The organism is Halanaerobium sp. ST460_2HS_T2 (genome assembly GCF_003337665.1).
Taxonomy (GTDB): Bacteria; Bacillota; Halanaerobiia; order Halanaerobiales; family Halanaerobiaceae; genus Halanaerobium; species Halanaerobium kushneri.
Genome location: NZ_QPJF01000005.1, coordinates 93,817 through 111,106 on the forward strand (window position 1 = coordinate 93,817; position 17,290 = coordinate 111,106).

Below are 17,290 nucleotides of genomic sequence, written 5' to 3' on the forward strand. Positions count from 1 at the left end.
ACTATATTTAATATGAGAACTGAATTCCTCCACAGATTGAAGTTCTTATTTCTCTCGTATAATTTTTAGGAGTACAGATCCCTTCAAAGGTAGGTTCAGCAATTGAATGAGTATAGTTGCTGTCACCCTCAACATCGAGTCCTGCATAAGAAGGTCCATTAATAACTGAAATTGTAACTTCCATTTTTCTTGAGAATTCCGCAATTCTGTCCAGCTGATTGGAATGCAGCATTGCTGTATGGCCAAAATGCTGTTCTGCTGTTAATGATTTTTCTAAACCTTCAGCAAAATCATTAACTCTTACCAGAGGTAAAACCGGCAGCATCTGTTCAATCATTACCAGAGGATGATCAAAATCTACGTCCATTACTGCTCCTCTAATATTGTCAGGTACATTTATTCCAGCATCATTTAAGATTACTGCAGCATCTTTACCTACATAATCTGGATTTACATGTTCAGGATCTTTTACAACAAGATCTGTAACTTTATTTATTTCTTCGCCTCTTAATATATAAAAATCATTATTTGCTAATTCTTTTAACAGCTGATCTGCGATTGAATTAACAGCAAAAATTTCTTTTTCAGCTATACATAAAATATTATTATCGAAAACAGCTCCATTGATAATATCTTTTGCTGCCTGAGCAATATCAGCACTTTCATCTACCAGTACTGGTGGATTACCAGGGCCAGCTGCTATAGCTTTTTTACCACTTGTCAGTGCCATTTCAACTACAGAAGGTCCCCCTGCAGCCATTATCATATCTGTTTCTGGATGTTTAACAACTGTCTGTACAATTTCTAAACTAACTTTATCTAAGGCAACAACAAGATTTTTGGGGCCCCCAGCTTTTTCAATTGCATCATTAATTAATCTAATGATTTCTCTGGTCACTTCCTGTGCTCTTGGATGAGGACAGATAAAAGTTGAATTACCTGCAGCCAGCATACAGATAGCATGATTAACAATCTGAGCTATAGGATGGGTAGTTGGCGCAATTAAAACTACAAAACCAACCGGAACTTTTTCAATCAAAGATAGTCCTTCATCACCATCTAAAACTTCAGTTTTTATATCTTCTAAACCCGGTGTTAAAGTAGCTGAGTTAATAATTTTTTGTTTTTTATCCTGCCAGCGACCTAAGCCGGTTATATCAACAGCCATTTTACCAAGTCGTTCTGCATTTTCAACACTAATATTTCTTACAGCTTCAATTAAATCTGCTCTCTGTTCTTTCTTCATTTCCTTATATTCTTTTTGAGCTTTTACAGCTGCTCCTACTGCTGAATCAAGATCTGAAAAAATTCCTCTTTTGCCTTCAGCAACCTGAGTCTGAGCAGCACCTTCCTTTTCTATATTCTCTAATACAGTTTTAACAATCGAAGCGATTTTATTTTCATCTACTGCCATTAACTATCACTCCCTAATATCTATATTATCAACAATTCCAACTACAACAGCATCAACTGCTACATCATCTCTATTTAGTGCTTTGCGAGCGCTACTGCCCTCAACTATCAAGACTTTTTCTCCCACTCCAGCTCCCAGAAGATCAACAGCTACAGTTAGTTGAGAATCATCTTTAGCCTGATAATCTTTTAACACTAAAAATTTGGATCCTACCAGTTTTTCATCTTTTCTGGTAGCAATTAAATTACCAACTACCTCCATTATTTGCATTTAGTTTCACTCCTTAATGATCCTGGCTTTTAAACCACACTGAACATCAGCAGCATTTGCATCATCTGTATCTAAATGCATCTGTAAAACCCAGCCTTTTTTGACTCTAACCTGAACATTTCTTAAAATAACCCCTTTTTTACCTGGGATTTCAACACTGACGATCTCATCATCTTTAACATTCATTTCGGCTGCTGCTTCAGGTGGCATATGTATATGCCTGTTAGCTCTGATAACCCCTTCTTTTAGAGTTATTGATCCCTCTGGGCCAACCAGAGTTAATGATTCAGAGCCAGAAATATTTCCCGAACGTCTTACTGGTGGTTTAATACCTAAGGTAAAAGCGTCTGTCTGGGAAACTTCCACCTGAGTGTGGTCACGAACTGGACCTAAGATTCTAACATTTTCTATACTTTTAAGTCTTGGTCCAACAAGAGTTACAACCTCATTTGAGGCAAATTCTCCCGGCTGAGCCAGGTCACTTTTTTTGCTAAGTTTATATCCCGAACCATATAATTTTTCTAAATCACTCTGAGTAATATGAATATGTCTTACAGAAATTCCAATTGGAATCTTATATTTTGACTGATCAGATTTTAGACTCTTCTCATTAAGTGATTCTAAAACTTGATCTGTAACCATTTGAATTAAATCACTTTTATCCAACTGCATACCTCCTTCTCAATAAAATATAAATATTTATTTAAGAATATTTCTTTACTTTGGTAATATATCATTAATTCCTTTATCCGGTCTGGCAATTACATCATAATCAACCATTTCACCGACTCTTCCTACCGCTTCTACTGCAGCATCAACAGCAGCTTTTACTGCTCCAATGTCTCCACGAATAATTACTGAAACATAACCAGAGCCAATCTGTTCATATCCAACTAACTCTACATTAGCAGCTTTAACCATTGTATCTCCTGCTTCAACTGCTCCAACAAATCCTTTTGTTTCAATCATACCAAGTGATAAACCGGCCATTTATGTACCTCCTTTAATTACTTTCTTCTTTTTTTGCCAGAAAAACTCTTTCTGTATCGCTGTGTGGTCTTGGAATAACATGGACAGATTTTATTGTTGTCAGTTTCCCTGCAGCCTGTTCTCCTGCTTCTATTGCAGCTCGAACTGCTCCAATTTCACCCTGTACCATAACGGTTATTAAACCAGAACCTGAATATATATATTCTCCAACTAATTCTACATTAGCAGATTTTAACATCTGATCAACTGCTGCTACAGCTCCTGAAAGACCAATTGTTTCAATAAGTCCCAGAGAATTACCCATATTTATCTAGCTCCTTTCCCAAAGTTATTTATACTTATTTTGCTTTTGGTAGAATTTTTTCTAATTCATCATGTGGTCTTGGGATTACATGAACAGCTACTAATTCACCTAATCTAGAAACAGCTTCGCCACCAACATCAGTAGCTGCTTTTACTGCTCCTACATCTCCTCTAACCATTACACATACCAGACCGGATCCTATTTTTTCTGTTGCAACTAATTCTATATTTGCCGCTTTGATCATTGCATCTGCTGCCTCTGTAGCCGCAGTTAAACCTCTACATTCTACTAATCCAAGTGCCTGTTTACTCATTTTTTTTACCTCCTGTTTTGGTTCCGAACTTTTTTCTTCACTAACTTTTAGATCAGAATTGATTTCAACTTCTTTTTTATCAGATTTTTTAACACTTTCATTATTTTCAGTTTTTTTAGCTTTTACTAAATATCTATCTTCTTTTTTGACAGCATCTTCATTAACTTTATCATTCTTTACTTTTTCTTTACTATTATTTTCAGACATTGCTGTAATCCACCACACTATTTAAAGAAGAATCCGGTCTGGCAATTACATTTGAGGCAATTACTTCAGTATAATTTGCAGCCTTTTCTACACCCGCCTCTACTGCTGCCTTAACCGCATCTACGCTACCTCTTAACTTAATGAAAACAACTAAACCGGGTGAACCAGGTTTGCCTTTTGTTGATTCAATCGCTGCTAAATCAACATCTGCAGTTTTTAACGCAATATCTGCTGCTAAAATTGCTGGACTAAAACCATAAACTTCTATAAATCCAACTGCTTCTCTTGCCATTTTTTTCACCTCTTATTTTAAATATTTTGTTAAACCAGGATGTGGTCTTGGAATAATTTCAGCACAAAAAACTTCTGCCCTACCACTGACAGAGTTCTTACCTGCATCTACAGCTGCCTTTACAGAACCAACATCACCTTCTACAACAATAGTAACCAGACCACCGCCAAGATCTTTTTTGGTAGAAAGATGCTTGACACCGGCGGCCTTGACCATTGCATCAACAACATGAACAGCTGAAACTAAACCTCTAACCTCGATCAATCCAACTGACTGATTGGCCATTTTGAGACCCCCTTTTTTTATTATTCTAGTTCAGAAATAACTTTCTTGGTAATTTCGCTTACCAGAGTTTCCAGATTATCTTCAGATATATCATTAGTACTGGAATTTAAATTACTATTTTTTTGATTAGGATTAACTTTACAGGTAGCAGGATGTTTACCCTGAACACCTAACTTTTCTCTAATTTGATATAATCTATCTACATTATCATTAGAAATTTCTTTAATTCCACCTAACTGTCTGGCTGTTAGATTAATTTTTGCTGCCAGTTCAATAGTTTCCATTTTAAAATAAGCATTTGTCAAATCTGTACCTACTGTTAAAGCACCGTGATTTTCCAGAAGTACTCCATCATAACAGTCAAGATATTTACGTACGTTTTCTGGTATCTCCATTGTTGAAGGTGTACCATATTCTGCAATTGGCACAGTACCCAGACTTATAATAACCTCCGGCATTATCATGTCATTAAGTGGAATGCCTGCTACTGCAAAGCCAGTTGCTGTTGGCGGATGAGCATGAACCACAGATTTAACATCATCACGCTGTTTATAAACATCAATGTGCATTTTGAGTTCAGAAGATGGTTTTAACTTACCTGAAATTACATTACCTTCCATATCCGTTTTCACAATCATATCGGGTGTCATAAATCCCTTACTTACACCAGTTGGCGTTGCAAGCAGTTCGTTTTCTCCAATTCTGATCGATATATTTCCGTCATTAGCAGCTACAAAACCATTCTGATAGATTCTTCTGCCAATTTCGCATATATCTTTTTTTAATTGAAATTCGTTCTTCATTTTATCACCTCTTTTTTTGTTTTATTTGCTTAATTACAAATATATTATACAGTATATTTTATTTTATTTCAATCTTTTTTTGGTTTTTTATTTATTTATTTTTGTTTTTTGTGTTTTTATTTACTTAAAAAATTGATTATATAAGAAAATTGTGTTAAAATTAAATCAAAATTATTAATATATAATAATGTTAGCTTAATTTGAGGTGAAAATTATGGGAAGAAATTATGGAGTTTTAGAATGTAAGGGACGCTCCGCTACCTATTTTGCTCTTAATAAAATGCTTAAATTCTCAAATGTTGATTTTATAGGTGCAAAAAACAGTCTAGGTGCAGGCCTTTCTTCTGTTATCATAAGTGGTAATACAGCAGAAATAAATAATGCTTTAGAAATCGGAAAAAGAGAAGCAGCAAAAATTAATGATGTTTTAGGAGCAGTATCTATAAACAATCTAAGTAATGAGCTCGAAAAATATATTTTAAAAAAAGATAGTTCAAATAATAAAAGTAATAAAACCAATTATGCTGAAATAAAAAATGCAATAGCCTTAATTGAAGTATTTACTTTTTCAGCAGCTTTAAAAACTGCAGATCAGGTCTTAAAAACTACCGATGTAGAATTACTGGCAATGGAAAAGTCAAAAGGTGGGGCTGGAACTCCGGGTTTAATTGTCTGTCTTAAATTTCAAGGTAGCAATGACGCTCTAGCTGCTGCAGAAAAAGTTGCCCGTAGAACTGCTGCTAAGTATTATAAATCACCAGCCTCTTCTATTCTGAGCAATCCAGCTTTAACAATTAAACAGCTTAGTAAAGAGGGGATATAAATGGAAAATAATTATTTGTTAATCGAATGCAGAAGTTTTAGCCCACTTATTGCTGCTGTTGATGAAGTCTTAAAAAGTACTAACCTCAATTTTATTACATATAAAAGATATGGTTCAGCATATAATACTGCAGTATTTAATGGAAAACACAGTTCTTGTCTTAATGGCAGAGAAATTGCTGTAGAAACTGTTAAAAATATCTGCCAGCAAATACCTTCTCAAAATATAATCAAAGCTGGAGTTTCCAGACTAATTTCAACTAAGGTAATAAATAGCCCTGATAAAAATATTATTGATTTTTTCTTTAGTAAAGATACTAGAATAGGTAAGTTTAAAACAAATAAATTAAAAGAACAAAATTATGACTCTCTTCTTTTTCTAGATTCCAGAGGTTTAATTGCTCTAATCACAGCTGCTGATCAATTGACAGATGATTTCCCTCTAGAAATTATTGACTGTAAAAAAATGGGTTCAGGGAGATTAACATTAATTTTAGCCGGTAAAATTGATGTTTTAAAGTTAGCTTCAGCTGCTGCTAAAGAAATTATTATAAAACAGGGAAAATATATAGGCAGTAGTTTAATAGCAAATGTTGACCAACAGATTGTAATGAGTTTATAATATATATAATAAGGAAGTGATTTTATGCTAGCTGAAGAAAGACGACAGAGAATTTTAGAAAAAATAAATATTGATGGAACAGTCCATGTATCAGATTTAAGTGAAGAATTGGATGTAACTGAAGAAACAATTAGAAGAGATCTTGATGTTTTGGATGAAAGAGAATTATTATCTCGCATCCATGGAGGGGCAGTTGCGATAGAAACAAATAGTAAAGCTGAACTCAGTTTTAATGTTCGGGAAAATAAAATGAAAAATTCTAAAACTGAAATAGCAAAAAAAGCAGTTAACTTGATTGAAGAAGGTGAAACAATTTTTCTGGATGCAAGTACAACTGCCATGTATTTAGCAAGAGAACTGGCAAATCTTAATAATTTAACTGTTATTACAAATTCAATTAAGATAATGATGGAATTAATTGATTATGATAATATTACTGTAATTTCGACCGGAGGAACTCTACGCTCCAATTCTTTTTCTTTTGTAGGGCCACTGGCTAATGAAACAGTTAAAAAATATTTTGCTGATAAGATTTTTGCCTCCTGTAAGGGAATAACTGTTCAGCATGGTGCTACAGATTCAAATGAACTGGAAATTGAGGTTAAAGAAAATATGATTAAACAGACTAATGAAATTATCATTCTGGCTGATCACTGTAAATTAAACCAGACCGGGCTTGCTAAATTTGTTAATTTTGAAGACATTGATACTTTAATAACTGACAGTAATGCTGATATTAAAATCATCGATGAATTTGAATCTGCCGGACTAAAAGTGGTTTAAAAAGAAAAACCCCTTCTGGATAGAGCGGATATTATTCAATCCGTCTACCATAAGGGGATTCTATATCATCAGATAAAGATTGTTTTTTTAATTTTACACTTTTTTTATAATCTCAATCTCATAACTGCCTAATTCTATTTTTTTGTTTAAATTACTTTCTTTTAATAAACTAAATTGTTTTTTATTTAAAAATATCTCCTTTTTCTGATTGCTGAAGTTCATAATAAAAACATATTCATTTTCTCCATCACTTCTTGTTTGTGCGGTTACACCTTCTGGTAATTTTACATTTAAAGGCTGATTTAAATCCAGTTTTTCAATTAGGCTTTGATAAAAATCATCTACAAACTTTTCTTCATTTCTGGAAGCAATGTAATATGCCTTTCCGTTTCCATATTCATTTACTGTTAAAGCAGGCCGACCGGCATAAAAATCATTTTTATATTCAGCCAGAGATTTTGCTTCTTTAAGATGAATGAGATCACAGAAAATTTTTGCTGTATATTCTCCAGTCAGATTTAATTCATTTTCCTGATTAAAAATAATTGTATTACTATCATTATCATAGAGTACATCCAGCTCTTCGGACCAAATTCCAAATAAATCTTTCAATTTTCCAGGAAATCCGCCTTCAAAGCACAGATCAGTTTCATTAACAATCCCTGACCAGTAAGTACTGACAACAGTTCCTCCATTTTTAACAAACTCTTTTAAACGAGCTGCAGTTCCATTTTTAAGCATATATAACATAGGAGCCACAACTATTTTATACTTTGAAAAATCTTTTGTCTGATCTATTACATCTACGGAAATCCCTTTTTTCCAGAAAGCCTGATAATGTTTGACACAGCTTTCTACATAATTTCTTTTTTTCTGTCTTGGTCCTGAAGCTTCATTAATTGCCCAGCGATTTTCAGTATCAAAAATAACTGCAACTTCTGGCTCAACTGTGGTACCTACAATTTTATTCAGTTTTTTCAGATCTGCCCCTAAATTTTTAACATCTTTAAAAACCCTGGTATTTTCATGCCCAACGTGATCAACTACTGCTCCATGAAATTTTTCAAAACCTCCTCTGCCCTTACGCCACTGGAAATACTGTACTGAATCTGAACCATGAGCCACTGCCTGGAGGGAAGAAAGCTTATGCATGCCGGGCCTTTTAAGTTTTGCAACCGGCTGCCAGTTAGTTTTACTGGGGGTACTTTCCATAAGTAAAAATGGTTTTCCATCTTTTAGTGATCTAAAATAATCGTGCATAAAAGCTACATCTGCAGCTCTATAACTATCGCTTTCATGATCACTGTGCCAGCTTGGGTAACTATCCCAGGAAATAACATCAACCTCATCTGCAAATTTTGAATAATCAAGTCCATTATATCTATACATAAAGTTTGTTGTTACCGGAATATCTGGACTCAGCTCCCTTAAAGGTTTAATTTCATTTTTGTAAAAATCCAGGGTCTGCTGAGTTACAAATCTTTTCCAATCTAAAACAAGTCCGTGACTAGACTGCATACCCTGAGGGGCTGGTGATTCTATATTTTCCCAGTCTGTATAATTATGACTCCAGAATGTGGACCACCAGGCCCGATTTAAAGTTTCTAAATCACCATATTTATCTTTAAGCCAGCTTTGAAACTCTGCCTGACAGAGATCACAGTGACATTCTCCCCCATATTCATTAGAGACATGCCACATTATAACTGCCGGATGATCTCCGTATCTTTGAGCCAGTTTTCTATTTAATTTAGCTATTTTTTCTCTGTAAACAGGAGCCGTATAGCAGTGATTATGTCTTTCTCCAAATAAATTTTTACTGCGATCAGAATTCACTCTTAAAACCTCAGGATATTTTGCTGCCAGCCAGTCGGGTCTTGCTCCACTGGGTGTTGCGAGAATTACATTAATATCATTTTCATATAAATTATCAATTACCTGATCCAGCCATTCAAATTGGTATTTTCCCTCCTCTGGCTCCAGAGTAGCCCAGGCAAAAATCCCCAGACTCATCACATTACAGTTTGCTTTTTTCATTAATTCAATATCTTTTTTTAAAATATCAGGTCGATGTAACCACTGATCAGGATTATAATCTGCACCATGAAGCATTGAATCTATTTGTCCGTTAAATAAATCATATTTTTGCATATTTAACTCCCTTTCTTTTTCTATATTTATTCCAAAATTATTATTTTAAATAACTAATTATTTAGCTGATCCGGTAACTCCCTCGGCGAAATTCTTTTGTAAGGCTAGAAAAATAATTAAAGTTGGCAGAATACTAATTCCTACAGCAAGCATTAAAACCCCATAATCTATTGTATAACCTGCTGTTAAATTTGAAATTAAGAGCGGCATAGTTCTGGCGCTTTCTTTTTGCATAATAATTAAAGGCCAGAGATAATTATTCCAGGCATTCATAAAAGTAATAACTGCTGCCGCTGCATATGTAGAACGCATTATGGGAATAAACATTCTAAAGAAAATTCCAACTTCAGTTAAACCATCCAATCTCGAAGCTTCAATTACTTCATGAGGAAAATTACGACTGCTCTGTCTGAATAAAAAGATCAAAAAAGCCGTTGAAACTGTTGGCAGAGCAAATCCGGCAGTTGTATTTAATAAACCTAAATTACCAAATAGCATATATAATGGTACCATAATTACTGCAAAAGGAACCATCATTGAAAGTAATAAGATATTCATTAAAAAATCTTTACCTCGATCATGATAAATTTCAAAACCATAACCAGCAAGTGAAGAAACTAATAAACTTGCTAGAGTAGTTACAGCTGCATATTTAAAAGAATTCCACATCGCTCTGTAAAGATTAGTATTAGCTGTTAGTGTTTTAAAATTTTCAACTAAATTAGTCCCTGGAAATAATGTTCCTGCAAGTACATCAACACTTTTATTGGTTGCAGCAATAAACATCCACAATAGAGGAAATAAAGACAAAAATGAAATTGAAATTAAAAATAAATACTTGGATGCTCTAAATATTTTTTCTTTTCTCATCTTTCATCACCAACCTTAAGCTGCATAAATGATAAAACAGCTACTATTATAAAAACAACAAAAGCAATTGCTGCTGCATAACCAAACCGTGGTACATATTCAAAAGATAATCGATAAATATACTGTGACACAGATAGAGTAGCATTAGCCGGTCCCCCACTGGTAAGGTTCTGAGTTTCATCGAAAATCTGCAGAGTTCCATTTGTAGACATAATGGTTGTCAGCAGAATAATTGGTTTTAAAATTGGAATAGTTATTTTAGTCAGACGATCAAAAGCACTTGCACCATCAATTTTTGCTGCCTCATAAATTGCCGGATCAATATTCTGCAACCCTGCCAGATAAAAAATCATATTATATCCTGTCCAGCGCCAGGTCAGTCCAATTACAATTAGCAGTCTTGCTGTCCAGGGACCACCAAGCCAGTTAATTGGTTCAGCAAGGATATTTAAATTCATTAAAATTGTATTTATAAAACCATCTAGAGCAAACATTGAGCGAAAAATAATTGCATAAGAAACAAGAGAAGTTGCACAGGGTACAAAGATAGCTGTTCTAAAAAAACTTCTAAATTTTAAAGTCCTATCATTTAGTATTCCAGCTAAAATCAGTGCCAGACTAAGCATAATTGGAACCTGTAAAATTAAATAAATAAAAACATTAAACATTGATTGTTTAAAAAGACCATCCTGGAGCAGCCGCTTATAATTAAACAGTCCGGCAAATCTCAGATTATTGCCGACTCCTCCCTGAAGTGAAAGAATAAAAGCTCTAATTATAGGATAAAAATAAAATGAAAAAATCAGAAGAGCTCCAGGAATAACAAAAAACCAGCCAATCAGTTTGTGTTTTGTATTAATTGAAAAACCGTTTTTATAACTTTTAATTTTTTCGATAGTTGTATGTATCATTCTAACCTCCTTTAAAAAAGTTGAGGGGGATAGTCCCCCCCAACTGACTTTTATTTTACCACATCTGGAATTCTACAGTTGATTGTGCCTCATTTAAAGCATCCATTATATTCTGACCCTGCATTATCTGTGTAATTGCTGTACTAACAGCATCCCTTGCTTCATAATTATAGATACCGTATTTTACTCTTGGAACTCTAGAAGCAAAATCAGTTATATCTGAATAAATTTTCTGACCACCAAAATAAGGATGAGGTTCATTATAAACTTCACTATCACCTGCTGGTAAGTAAGTTGCCAGTGCTCCTGATGAAGGGAGTATTGTTTCGTATAATTCTTTACTACCGGCAAATGTTTGATTTAAGAAATCAGCTGCCAACTCTGGATTTTTAGAACTTGCCATTACCATCCAACTTGATCCACCCTGACTGCTGTAATTTGTTGCTCCCTCAATACTGCCAAATCGAGGAATATTAGTTATTCTCCAATCTCCAGCCTGCTCCTCTACCGGCACAATTGATCCGATAATCCAGGCCCCATTCATGGTCCCAGCTACAGTTCCACTCTGAAATGAACTAATATACTGATCCCAGTCATTTACTTCAACTAAAATCTTCTTTTTTAATAATTCCTGATAAACTCTAATCACTTCTTTTAGTGCTTCATTTTCAGTTATATATGGTTCTCCATTGCTATCAAATAACCAGTTACCTGTACTCTGCAGCATAACCATTAACAGATCAGATTCCCCAGCAATAGCAGAAAGTAATGGTTTCCCAGTTTTTTCTCTAACTTTTGAACCTTTTTCAATAAACTCTTTCCAGGTAATATCTGTAAAATCATCAATTGTATAACCTGCTTCTTCTAAAACATCAACTCTCATTGCATTAATTGCTGCTCCGTTATCAAAAGGAACACCATAATTTCTACCATCTACAGTAGTCAGTTCTACTTTGAAGTCTGCAAATTTATCAAAATTTATACCACTATCTGATAGGTCATAAAAGGCATCCGGAAAACTACTAACATTTTTAATTAGGGCATTGTCCTGCATTAAAACAATATCAGGTAGATCTTTTGTTTGATTTGCACTCAGAGAGGTACTCAATCTTGTCTGGATATCTTCCCAGGCAACTTCCTGTACATCTACTGTCACATTTGGATTAATATCTTTATAAATATCTGCTGCTTTTTCCATAGCATAAATATTAAAATTAGGATCCCAGCACCAGACTGTAATTGTAGCATTTTCCTGAGCAAAGCTCAAAGTTGAAAACCCAGCCAGCATCATCAACATTAAAAATAATACAGTTAATTTTTTCTTCATTTTCATCCTCCTAAAAATTTTAGTTAAGTTACAGACCTAACCAGCAAGTGTTTTAAATCGATTTAAACTTTTGCTAAATCATCCCCCCTTAAGTATGTATTTACTTAAACTAAACTATTTTATCTTTAAATCGATTTAAAGTAAGAATATTAACTTTATTTAAATCGATTTAAATTCTGTTTAAAGAAATTTTATTTAAAATTCCCTAAAATCAAGTTCTATATTAAATATTAAGCCCAACTTTTTGAGTAGTTTCTCTTTCAATTAAAGAAACATCAAATTTAATATGCCTGGCTGCAGACTTATTTTTATTTTTAATTTTATTCAGCAATAATTTTATCGCTTTTCTCGCCATCTTTTTATTAGGTATATCAACAGTTGTTAAAGCAGGATTATAAAAGTGTGAGAGACGAATATTATCAATTCCACAAATGGATATTTTATCCGGCACACTAATTCCGGAACTAACAAGAGACTGGACTAAACCAATAGCAACTTCGTCATTATGAGATAAAATTGCTGTTGGCCTCTTCGTTTCTAACTGGTCGGCAATTTTTTTGCCTAATTTATAACCATCTTCAAATGAAAGTATATTTTTAAATAAATATTGATTATCATAATTTAAGTTATATTTCTTTAAAACTTTTAAATAACCGGTCATTCTAAATTCATTCTCCTTACCAGCAAAAGCAATTTTTCTATGCCCCAGATTATAAAGATGTTCTGCTGCAATAAAAGCTGCTCTTTCCAGATCAGAATTAACAGAATCAATTCTATCTCCAGCATCTAAAAGTCGGTCAATAAAAACAACTGGAATAAAATTATCAGCCAATTCTTTGATCAAATCTATATTTAAATCGGAAGTACTGACAGAAGAGGCAAAAATAGCACCATCTACCTGCATACCTCGAAAAAGGGTAATATAATCCAGTTCATCTTCTTTACTTTCCACTCCACAGTAGATAATATTATAACCATTCTTTTTAGCGACAGTTTTTATTTCTTTTGCAATTTCTGAGAAAAAAGGGTTATCTATTTCTGGAATAACAAGTCCAATAATTTTCGTTTCTTTAGTCTTTAAAGCCTTTGCTCTTGCATCAGGAATATAGTTCATTTCTTTTGCCACTTTTTTTACTCTAGCTTTTGTCTTGTCATTTACCAGCTCATTATCATTTAAAGCTAAAGAAGCGGTAGCAGGAGAAACATTTGCTTTTTTTGCAACATCTTTTAATCTAATCATATGATTACCTCTTTTAAATCGATTTAAGTTTGATTTATAAAAATAGTAACATAATTTATTTAATTAATCAAGTGTTTTTAATTTTATTTTAAGTTAAATTTTTCTGATATTTGTTTTTCCTTAAACTTTTAATGAGATTGAGAAAAGGTAGTCTAAATTTCTCAATCTCATTTTTAATATAACATTTATAATTTACGAGCCCCATCACCGGGATTACTAACATAAACTTCAGCATCAATCCCTGTTTCTAATTTATATTTTTCTTTAATATTTTCTACAAAGTCAACTACTTTTGATTTTTTGACCAGATTAACTGTACAGCCTCCAAAACCAGCACCTGTCATTCTGGCTCCCTCTACTTCCTCTTCGGCTGCCAGCTTTACTAGAATATCTAATTCCTTACAGCTTACTTCATAGTCTTTACTTAAGCTCTCATGAGAGGCATACATTAAATCACCAAATTTCTGCATATCATCAGCTTCTAGAGCTTTTTTACTGGCCAGCACTCGAGCATTTTCGCTTACCACATGATGAGCTCTCTTATAAACATTTTCAGCCAGCTGATCTTTATATTTGATTACAGTCTCTAAATCAACATCTCTCAAAGCTTTTATAGTTTTATCCTCTTTCTCTGACAAAAATTCTACCGCCTGGTTACATTCATTGCGTCGCTGGTTGTATTCAGAATCAACAAGTCCTCTTTCCACTTTAGAATTACAGATTACTATCTGATAATTTTCATTTTTAAAGGGTACCAGTTTATAATCATTGCTGCGGCAGTCAATTAAAAGCGCATGATCTTTTTTGCCCAGCCGAGAAATATACTGATCCATGATGCCACACTGAACACCAACAAAATTATTTTCTGCCCGCTGGGCAAGTAAAGCCATCTCAACTCCATCAATCTTAATTTTGTGCAGATCAGTTACGGCCAGTGCTGTAACTACCTCAAGCGCTGCAGAAGAACTTAAGCCTGAACCCTGAGGAACATTCCCAGTAAACATTAAATTAAACCCCTGCAGTGTCTCTCCCAATTTCTGAATCTCATCTATAACTCCCAACAGATAGTTGGCCCAGACATTTTTCTGATCGTATTCTAAATTATCCAGATCATACTCGACAAGCTGATCGTAGTCCAGAGAATAAAATTTAACTTTTTTATCAGGACGCAACTGGGCCAGCATAGTAATTTCTTTTTCGATTGCCATAGGCATTACAAAGCCATCATTATAATCTGTATGCTCTCCAATCAAATTAACCCGTCCCGGTGCTTTATAGGCGCCACTTTCTAAATCAAAATCTCTAAAAGTCTTTCCAAACTTATCCCACAACTCTTGTTTATTCATTTTTCCACCTCTTTTAAATTTTAATTAAAGTTAAAATATATCTCAACTATTTACTCTTGACCTACAGATTAGGAATCCGCTGGTCTTTTTAGCTTACTAATTATTCTTAAAAACCACCTGATTTATGCCACTGCCAGGCTGTCGAAATTATCTTTTCTAACTCTGGATATTCTGGCTGCCAGTTTAATTCCTGCTGAATTTTATCAGAACTTGCAATTAGAACTGCCGGATCTCCAGCTCTCCTTTTGGCAACTTCGACTTCAAAATCACGGTCGGTCACTTCCTTAACTGTATCAATAACTTCCTTAACTGAATAACCTTCTCCATTACCCAGGTTATAGATTGAACTTTCCTTTCCTGCACCCAGCGCTTCTACAGCAAGCACATGAGCTGCTGCTAGATCATTTACATGAATATAATCTCTAATACAGCTGCCATCCCGAGTTGGATAATCATCACCAAAAATATATATCTTATCTCTAATTCCTAGGGCAGTCTGCAACACAATTGGAATTAAATGTGTTTCAGGATCATGAGCCTCACCAATTTCTCCCTCTGGATCTGCCCCTGCTGCATTAAAATAGCGGAGAGAAACAAAATTAATGCCATGAATATCATCATAGCGTTTCAATGCCTTTTCAAAAAATAATTTACTTTCTCCATAGGTATTGGTTGGCACTGTCTGATTTTCTTCTTTAATTGGAATCTGATCAGGTTCACCATAAACAGCAGCTGTCGAAGAAAATACAATGTTTTTTACATCATTTTTGACCATCGCTTCTAATAAATTAATACCGTTAGCAAAATTATTTCGATAATATTTTGCCGGGTTTTCCATTGACTCTCCAACCAGGCTGTCTGCTGCCAGGTGAATGACTCCTTCTATTTTATTCTCCGCCATCACATTTTCTATGTGTTTTTGATCTGAGAGATCACCTTCTACAAATTTTCCTCCTATTACTGCCTCCCGATGGCCTTTCTGTAAATTATCAAAAGTAACTACCTGATGACCTTCTTTTAAAAGTGCTTTTAATACATGACTGCCAATATAACCTGCTCCACCAGTTACTAAAATGTTCATTTTTTGTCCTCCTTAAATTTGAGTATAAACTTAGATGTTTAATTCAAAAAAATTATTTAAAACCTTTTCTGCTGCGCCCGCAGCACCGGCAAAATTCTGATAATGGGCTGTAGTAATCTTTAAATCTTTAACAGCCTGATTTAAAGACTCTTCTGCCACAATATGATAGAGAGGCTCAATTAATAAGTCTTTGTACTCAGCAAAAAGACCTCCAATTATAACTGCCTCCGGATTTAAAATGTTAACCAGATCTGAGATTGCCCTGCCAAAATATTTTAAGGCATCATTTACAACCAGTAGGGCCTCACTCTCTTCTCTTTGATAATTTTGCATTACTGTATTAAAATTAACTTTTTTGCTCAGTTCTTTTAGTTTTTGATAGCGGGAAATAATACTTTCTTTTGAGGAAAGCGCCTCCAGACAGCCACTTTTACCACAGTGACAAACAGGTCCCTTATCAGTCAGTTTCATATGACCAAATTCTCCGGCTGCATAATTATTTCCATAATACAGCTCACCTTTAAATACAAGCGCTGCCCCAATACCAGAACCAGTATTAATAAAGATGAAGTCATCTCTCCCCTGCCAAATTTCGCCTGCCGCCATCATCCTGACATCATTATCAATAAATATCGGATAATCATATTTTTTAGCTAAAATACTTTTAATATCAACCTCTCCCCACTCAAAATGCGGAGTGAAAATTGATCTACCAGCTTCAGGATCAACCAGTCCATGGATCCCGAGTCCAATCCCAATAATTTTGCTGTTATGCTGGAATTTTTTTTGATATTTTTTGATTAGAGAAAAAGTCTGTTTTTTATATTCTTCTAAAGTATATTTCGGTGGTAAAATCTGATCTTCAGCAATTATTTCTGCTTCAATATTAATTAAAACAGCTTTGACTGCTTCAATTCCCCATTCAATTCCAATTACATAAGCCCCTTCTGGATTTAATTTAAGCAGCATCGGTCTTCTGCCACCTCTTGATTTTCCCATTTTTGATTCTTCTACCAGATCAAGTTTAACCAGTTCTCTGACTATATTAGTTACAGTGGCCCTTGAAACATCAAGTTTTTCTGCTATTTGAGCTCTAGAAATACCGTCTTCATTTTTGATTAAAGTAAGTATATTTTTCTGATTCTGTTTTTTCATATTTTTAAAACTGCCTTTTTCCATTTATTCTCACATCCGTTTCTTTGTTAATTTATTAAATTAACTAAGTTGATTATAGCATTATTTTTTAAGTCTGTAAAGTA

Annotated in this window: 20 protein-coding genes; 3 read left to right on the top strand and 17 right to left on the bottom strand. The window is 34.1% G+C overall.

The window, feature by feature from the left end; genetic code table 11:
• Positions 1 to 7: 7 nt before the first annotated feature.
• Genes DFR80_RS03745 through DFR80_RS03785 form a run of 9 tightly spaced genes read right to left on the bottom strand, consistent with a single transcriptional unit; the run spans position 8 to position 4,878 of the window.
• Positions 8 to 1,414, bottom strand: coding sequence for an aldehyde dehydrogenase (locus DFR80_RS03745; RefSeq protein ID WP_114489245.1), 1,407 nt, complete (start codon positions 1,412 to 1,414; stop codon positions 8 to 10).
• A 6-nt stretch (positions 1,415 to 1,420) separates the two neighbouring features.
• A complete protein-coding gene (locus DFR80_RS03750; protein WP_076543736.1) occupies positions 1,421 to 1,684 on the bottom strand; it encodes a EutN/CcmL family microcompartment protein in 264 nt (87 codons plus the stop codon).
• Positions 1,685 to 1,690: 6 nt separating this feature from the next.
• Positions 1,691 to 2,350: a phosphate propanoyltransferase gene (gene pduL / locus DFR80_RS03755; RefSeq protein WP_114489246.1), complete on the bottom strand. Its 660-nt coding sequence runs from the start codon at positions 2,348 to 2,350 to the stop codon at positions 1,691 to 1,693.
• A gap of 51 nt (positions 2,351 to 2,401) precedes the next feature.
• A complete protein-coding gene (locus tag DFR80_RS03760) occupies positions 2,402 to 2,674 on the bottom strand; it encodes a BMC domain-containing protein (protein ID WP_076543738.1) in 273 nt (90 codons plus the stop codon).
• Between the two features lie 13 nt (positions 2,675 to 2,687).
• Positions 2,688 to 2,978 carry a BMC domain-containing protein gene (locus DFR80_RS03765; protein WP_076543739.1) on the bottom strand — a complete coding sequence of 97 codons (291 nt, stop codon included), beginning with the start codon at positions 2,976 to 2,978 and terminating at the stop codon, positions 2,688 to 2,690.
• Between the two features lie 34 nt (positions 2,979 to 3,012).
• A complete protein-coding gene (locus DFR80_RS15550) occupies positions 3,013 to 3,498 on the bottom strand; it encodes a BMC domain-containing protein (RefSeq protein WP_076543740.1) in 486 nt (161 codons plus the stop codon).
• On the bottom strand, positions 3,491 to 3,790 hold the full coding sequence (locus tag DFR80_RS03775; protein ID WP_076543741.1) for a BMC domain-containing protein: 300 nt from the start codon (positions 3,788 to 3,790) through the stop codon (positions 3,491 to 3,493). Before DFR80_RS03775 ends, DFR80_RS15550 begins: the two co-directional genes overlap by 8 nt.
• A gap of 12 nt (positions 3,791 to 3,802) precedes the next feature.
• Positions 3,803 to 4,075, bottom strand: coding sequence for a BMC domain-containing protein (locus tag DFR80_RS03780; RefSeq protein ID WP_076543742.1), 273 nt, complete (start codon positions 4,073 to 4,075; stop codon positions 3,803 to 3,805).
• A gap of 20 nt (positions 4,076 to 4,095) precedes the next feature.
• Positions 4,096 to 4,878, bottom strand: a complete 783-nt coding sequence (locus tag DFR80_RS03785; RefSeq protein WP_076543743.1) for a class II aldolase/adducin family protein — start codon at positions 4,876 to 4,878, stop codon at positions 4,096 to 4,098.
• A gap of 214 nt (positions 4,879 to 5,092) precedes the next feature.
• Between DFR80_RS03785 and DFR80_RS03790 the strand changes: the two genes are divergently transcribed.
• From DFR80_RS03790 to DFR80_RS03800, 3 genes are read left to right on the top strand one after another with little or no spacing between them, the layout of a single operon-like run.
• Entirely contained in the window at positions 5,093 to 5,701 is a 609-nt protein-coding gene (locus DFR80_RS03790; RefSeq protein WP_076543744.1) for a BMC domain-containing protein, read from the top strand.
• Positions 5,702 to 6,322: a BMC domain-containing protein gene (locus tag DFR80_RS03795; RefSeq protein ID WP_076543745.1), complete on the top strand. Its 621-nt coding sequence runs from the start codon at positions 5,702 to 5,704 to the stop codon at positions 6,320 to 6,322.
• Positions 6,323 to 6,346: 24 nt separating this feature from the next.
• Entirely contained in the window at positions 6,347 to 7,105 is a 759-nt protein-coding gene (locus DFR80_RS03800; protein ID WP_076543746.1) for a DeoR/GlpR family DNA-binding transcription regulator, read from the top strand.
• 93 nt (positions 7,106 to 7,198) lie between these two features.
• On the opposite strand, the gene DFR80_RS03805 is transcribed toward DFR80_RS03800, so the two are convergent.
• From DFR80_RS03805 to DFR80_RS03840, 8 genes are all read right to left on the bottom strand, one after another.
• Positions 7,199 to 9,256: a beta-galactosidase gene (locus DFR80_RS03805; RefSeq protein ID WP_076543747.1), complete on the bottom strand. Its 2,058-nt coding sequence runs from the start codon at positions 9,254 to 9,256 to the stop codon at positions 7,199 to 7,201.
• Between the two features lie 57 nt (positions 9,257 to 9,313).
• The gene (locus tag DFR80_RS03810; protein ID WP_076543748.1) at positions 9,314 to 10,126 is read right to left on the bottom strand and encodes a carbohydrate ABC transporter permease; all 813 of its coding nucleotides are present in this window, start codon (positions 10,124 to 10,126) and stop codon (positions 9,314 to 9,316) included.
• Positions 10,123 to 11,037, bottom strand: a complete 915-nt coding sequence (locus DFR80_RS03815; protein WP_076543749.1) for a carbohydrate ABC transporter permease — start codon at positions 11,035 to 11,037, stop codon at positions 10,123 to 10,125. The genes DFR80_RS03810 and DFR80_RS03815 overlap by 4 nt, the downstream gene beginning before the upstream one ends.
• Before the next feature lie 55 nt (positions 11,038 to 11,092).
• Complete coding sequence (locus DFR80_RS03820) at positions 11,093 to 12,364, bottom strand: ABC transporter substrate-binding protein (RefSeq protein ID WP_076543750.1); 1,272 nt, start codon at positions 12,362 to 12,364, stop codon at positions 11,093 to 11,095.
• Between the two features lie 223 nt (positions 12,365 to 12,587).
• Positions 12,588 to 13,604: a LacI family DNA-binding transcriptional regulator gene (locus tag DFR80_RS03825; protein WP_114489247.1), complete on the bottom strand. Its 1,017-nt coding sequence runs from the start codon at positions 13,602 to 13,604 to the stop codon at positions 12,588 to 12,590.
• A gap of 185 nt (positions 13,605 to 13,789) precedes the next feature.
• Positions 13,790 to 14,950, bottom strand: coding sequence for a galactokinase (locus DFR80_RS03830; protein ID WP_076543752.1), 1,161 nt, complete (start codon positions 14,948 to 14,950; stop codon positions 13,790 to 13,792).
• A gap of 106 nt (positions 14,951 to 15,056) precedes the next feature.
• Complete coding sequence (gene galE, locus DFR80_RS03835; RefSeq protein WP_114489248.1) at positions 15,057 to 16,031, bottom strand: UDP-glucose 4-epimerase GalE; 975 nt, start codon at positions 16,029 to 16,031, stop codon at positions 15,057 to 15,059.
• A gap of 30 nt (positions 16,032 to 16,061) precedes the next feature.
• The gene (locus tag DFR80_RS03840; RefSeq protein WP_076543754.1) at positions 16,062 to 17,210 is read right to left on the bottom strand and encodes an ROK family transcriptional regulator; all 1,149 of its coding nucleotides are present in this window, start codon (positions 17,208 to 17,210) and stop codon (positions 16,062 to 16,064) included.
• Between the last annotated feature and the right edge of the window lie 80 nt (positions 17,211 to 17,290).

Excerpts from the sequence above, each read along its gene's own strand:
- DFR80_RS03745 (WP_114489245.1), bottom strand. The coding sequence starts at position 1,414 with ATGGCAGTAGATGAAAATAAAATCGCTTCGATTGTTAAAACTGTATTA.
- DFR80_RS03750 (WP_076543736.1), bottom strand. The coding sequence starts at position 1,684 with ATGCAAATAATGGAGGTAGTTGGTAATTTAATTGCTACCAGAAAAGAT.
- DFR80_RS03760 (WP_076543738.1), bottom strand. The coding sequence starts at position 2,674 with ATGGCCGGTTTATCACTTGGTATGATTGAAACAAAAGGATTTGTTGGA.
- DFR80_RS03765 (WP_076543739.1), bottom strand. The coding sequence starts at position 2,978 with ATGGGTAATTCTCTGGGACTTATTGAAACAATTGGTCTTTCAGGAGCT.
- DFR80_RS15550 (WP_076543740.1), bottom strand. The coding sequence starts at position 3,498 with ATGTCTGAAAATAATAGTAAAGAAAAAGTAAAGAATGATAAAGTTAAT.
- DFR80_RS03775 (WP_076543741.1), bottom strand. The coding sequence starts at position 3,790 with ATGGCAAGAGAAGCAGTTGGATTTATAGAAGTTTATGGTTTTAGTCCA.
- DFR80_RS03780 (WP_076543742.1), bottom strand. The coding sequence starts at position 4,075 with ATGGCCAATCAGTCAGTTGGATTGATCGAGGTTAGAGGTTTAGTTTCA.
- DFR80_RS03785 (WP_076543743.1), bottom strand. The coding sequence starts at position 4,878 with ATGAAGAACGAATTTCAATTAAAAAAAGATATATGCGAAATTGGCAGA.
- DFR80_RS03790 (WP_076543744.1), top strand. The coding sequence starts at position 5,093 with ATGGGAAGAAATTATGGAGTTTTAGAATGTAAGGGACGCTCCGCTACC.
- DFR80_RS03795 (WP_076543745.1), top strand. The coding sequence starts at position 5,702 with ATGGAAAATAATTATTTGTTAATCGAATGCAGAAGTTTTAGCCCACTT.
- DFR80_RS03800 (WP_076543746.1), top strand. The coding sequence starts at position 6,347 with ATGCTAGCTGAAGAAAGACGACAGAGAATTTTAGAAAAAATAAATATT.
- DFR80_RS03805 (WP_076543747.1), bottom strand. The coding sequence starts at position 9,256 with ATGCAAAAATATGATTTATTTAACGGACAAATAGATTCAATGCTTCAT.
- DFR80_RS03810 (WP_076543748.1), bottom strand. The coding sequence starts at position 10,126 with ATGAGAAAAGAAAAAATATTTAGAGCATCCAAGTATTTATTTTTAATT.
- DFR80_RS03815 (WP_076543749.1), bottom strand. The coding sequence starts at position 11,037 with ATGATACATACAACTATCGAAAAAATTAAAAGTTATAAAAACGGTTTT.
- DFR80_RS03820 (WP_076543750.1), bottom strand. The coding sequence starts at position 12,364 with ATGAAGAAAAAATTAACTGTATTATTTTTAATGTTGATGATGCTGGCT.
- DFR80_RS03825 (WP_114489247.1), bottom strand. The coding sequence starts at position 13,604 with ATGATTAGATTAAAAGATGTTGCAAAAAAAGCAAATGTTTCTCCTGCT.
- DFR80_RS03830 (WP_076543752.1), bottom strand. The coding sequence starts at position 14,950 with ATGAATAAACAAGAGTTGTGGGATAAGTTTGGAAAGACTTTTAGAGAT.
- galE (WP_114489248.1), bottom strand. The coding sequence starts at position 16,031 with ATGAACATTTTAGTAACTGGTGGAGCAGGTTATATTGGCAGTCATGTA.
- DFR80_RS03840 (WP_076543754.1), bottom strand. The coding sequence starts at position 17,210 with ATGGAAAAAGGCAGTTTTAAAAATATGAAAAAACAGAATCAGAAAAAT.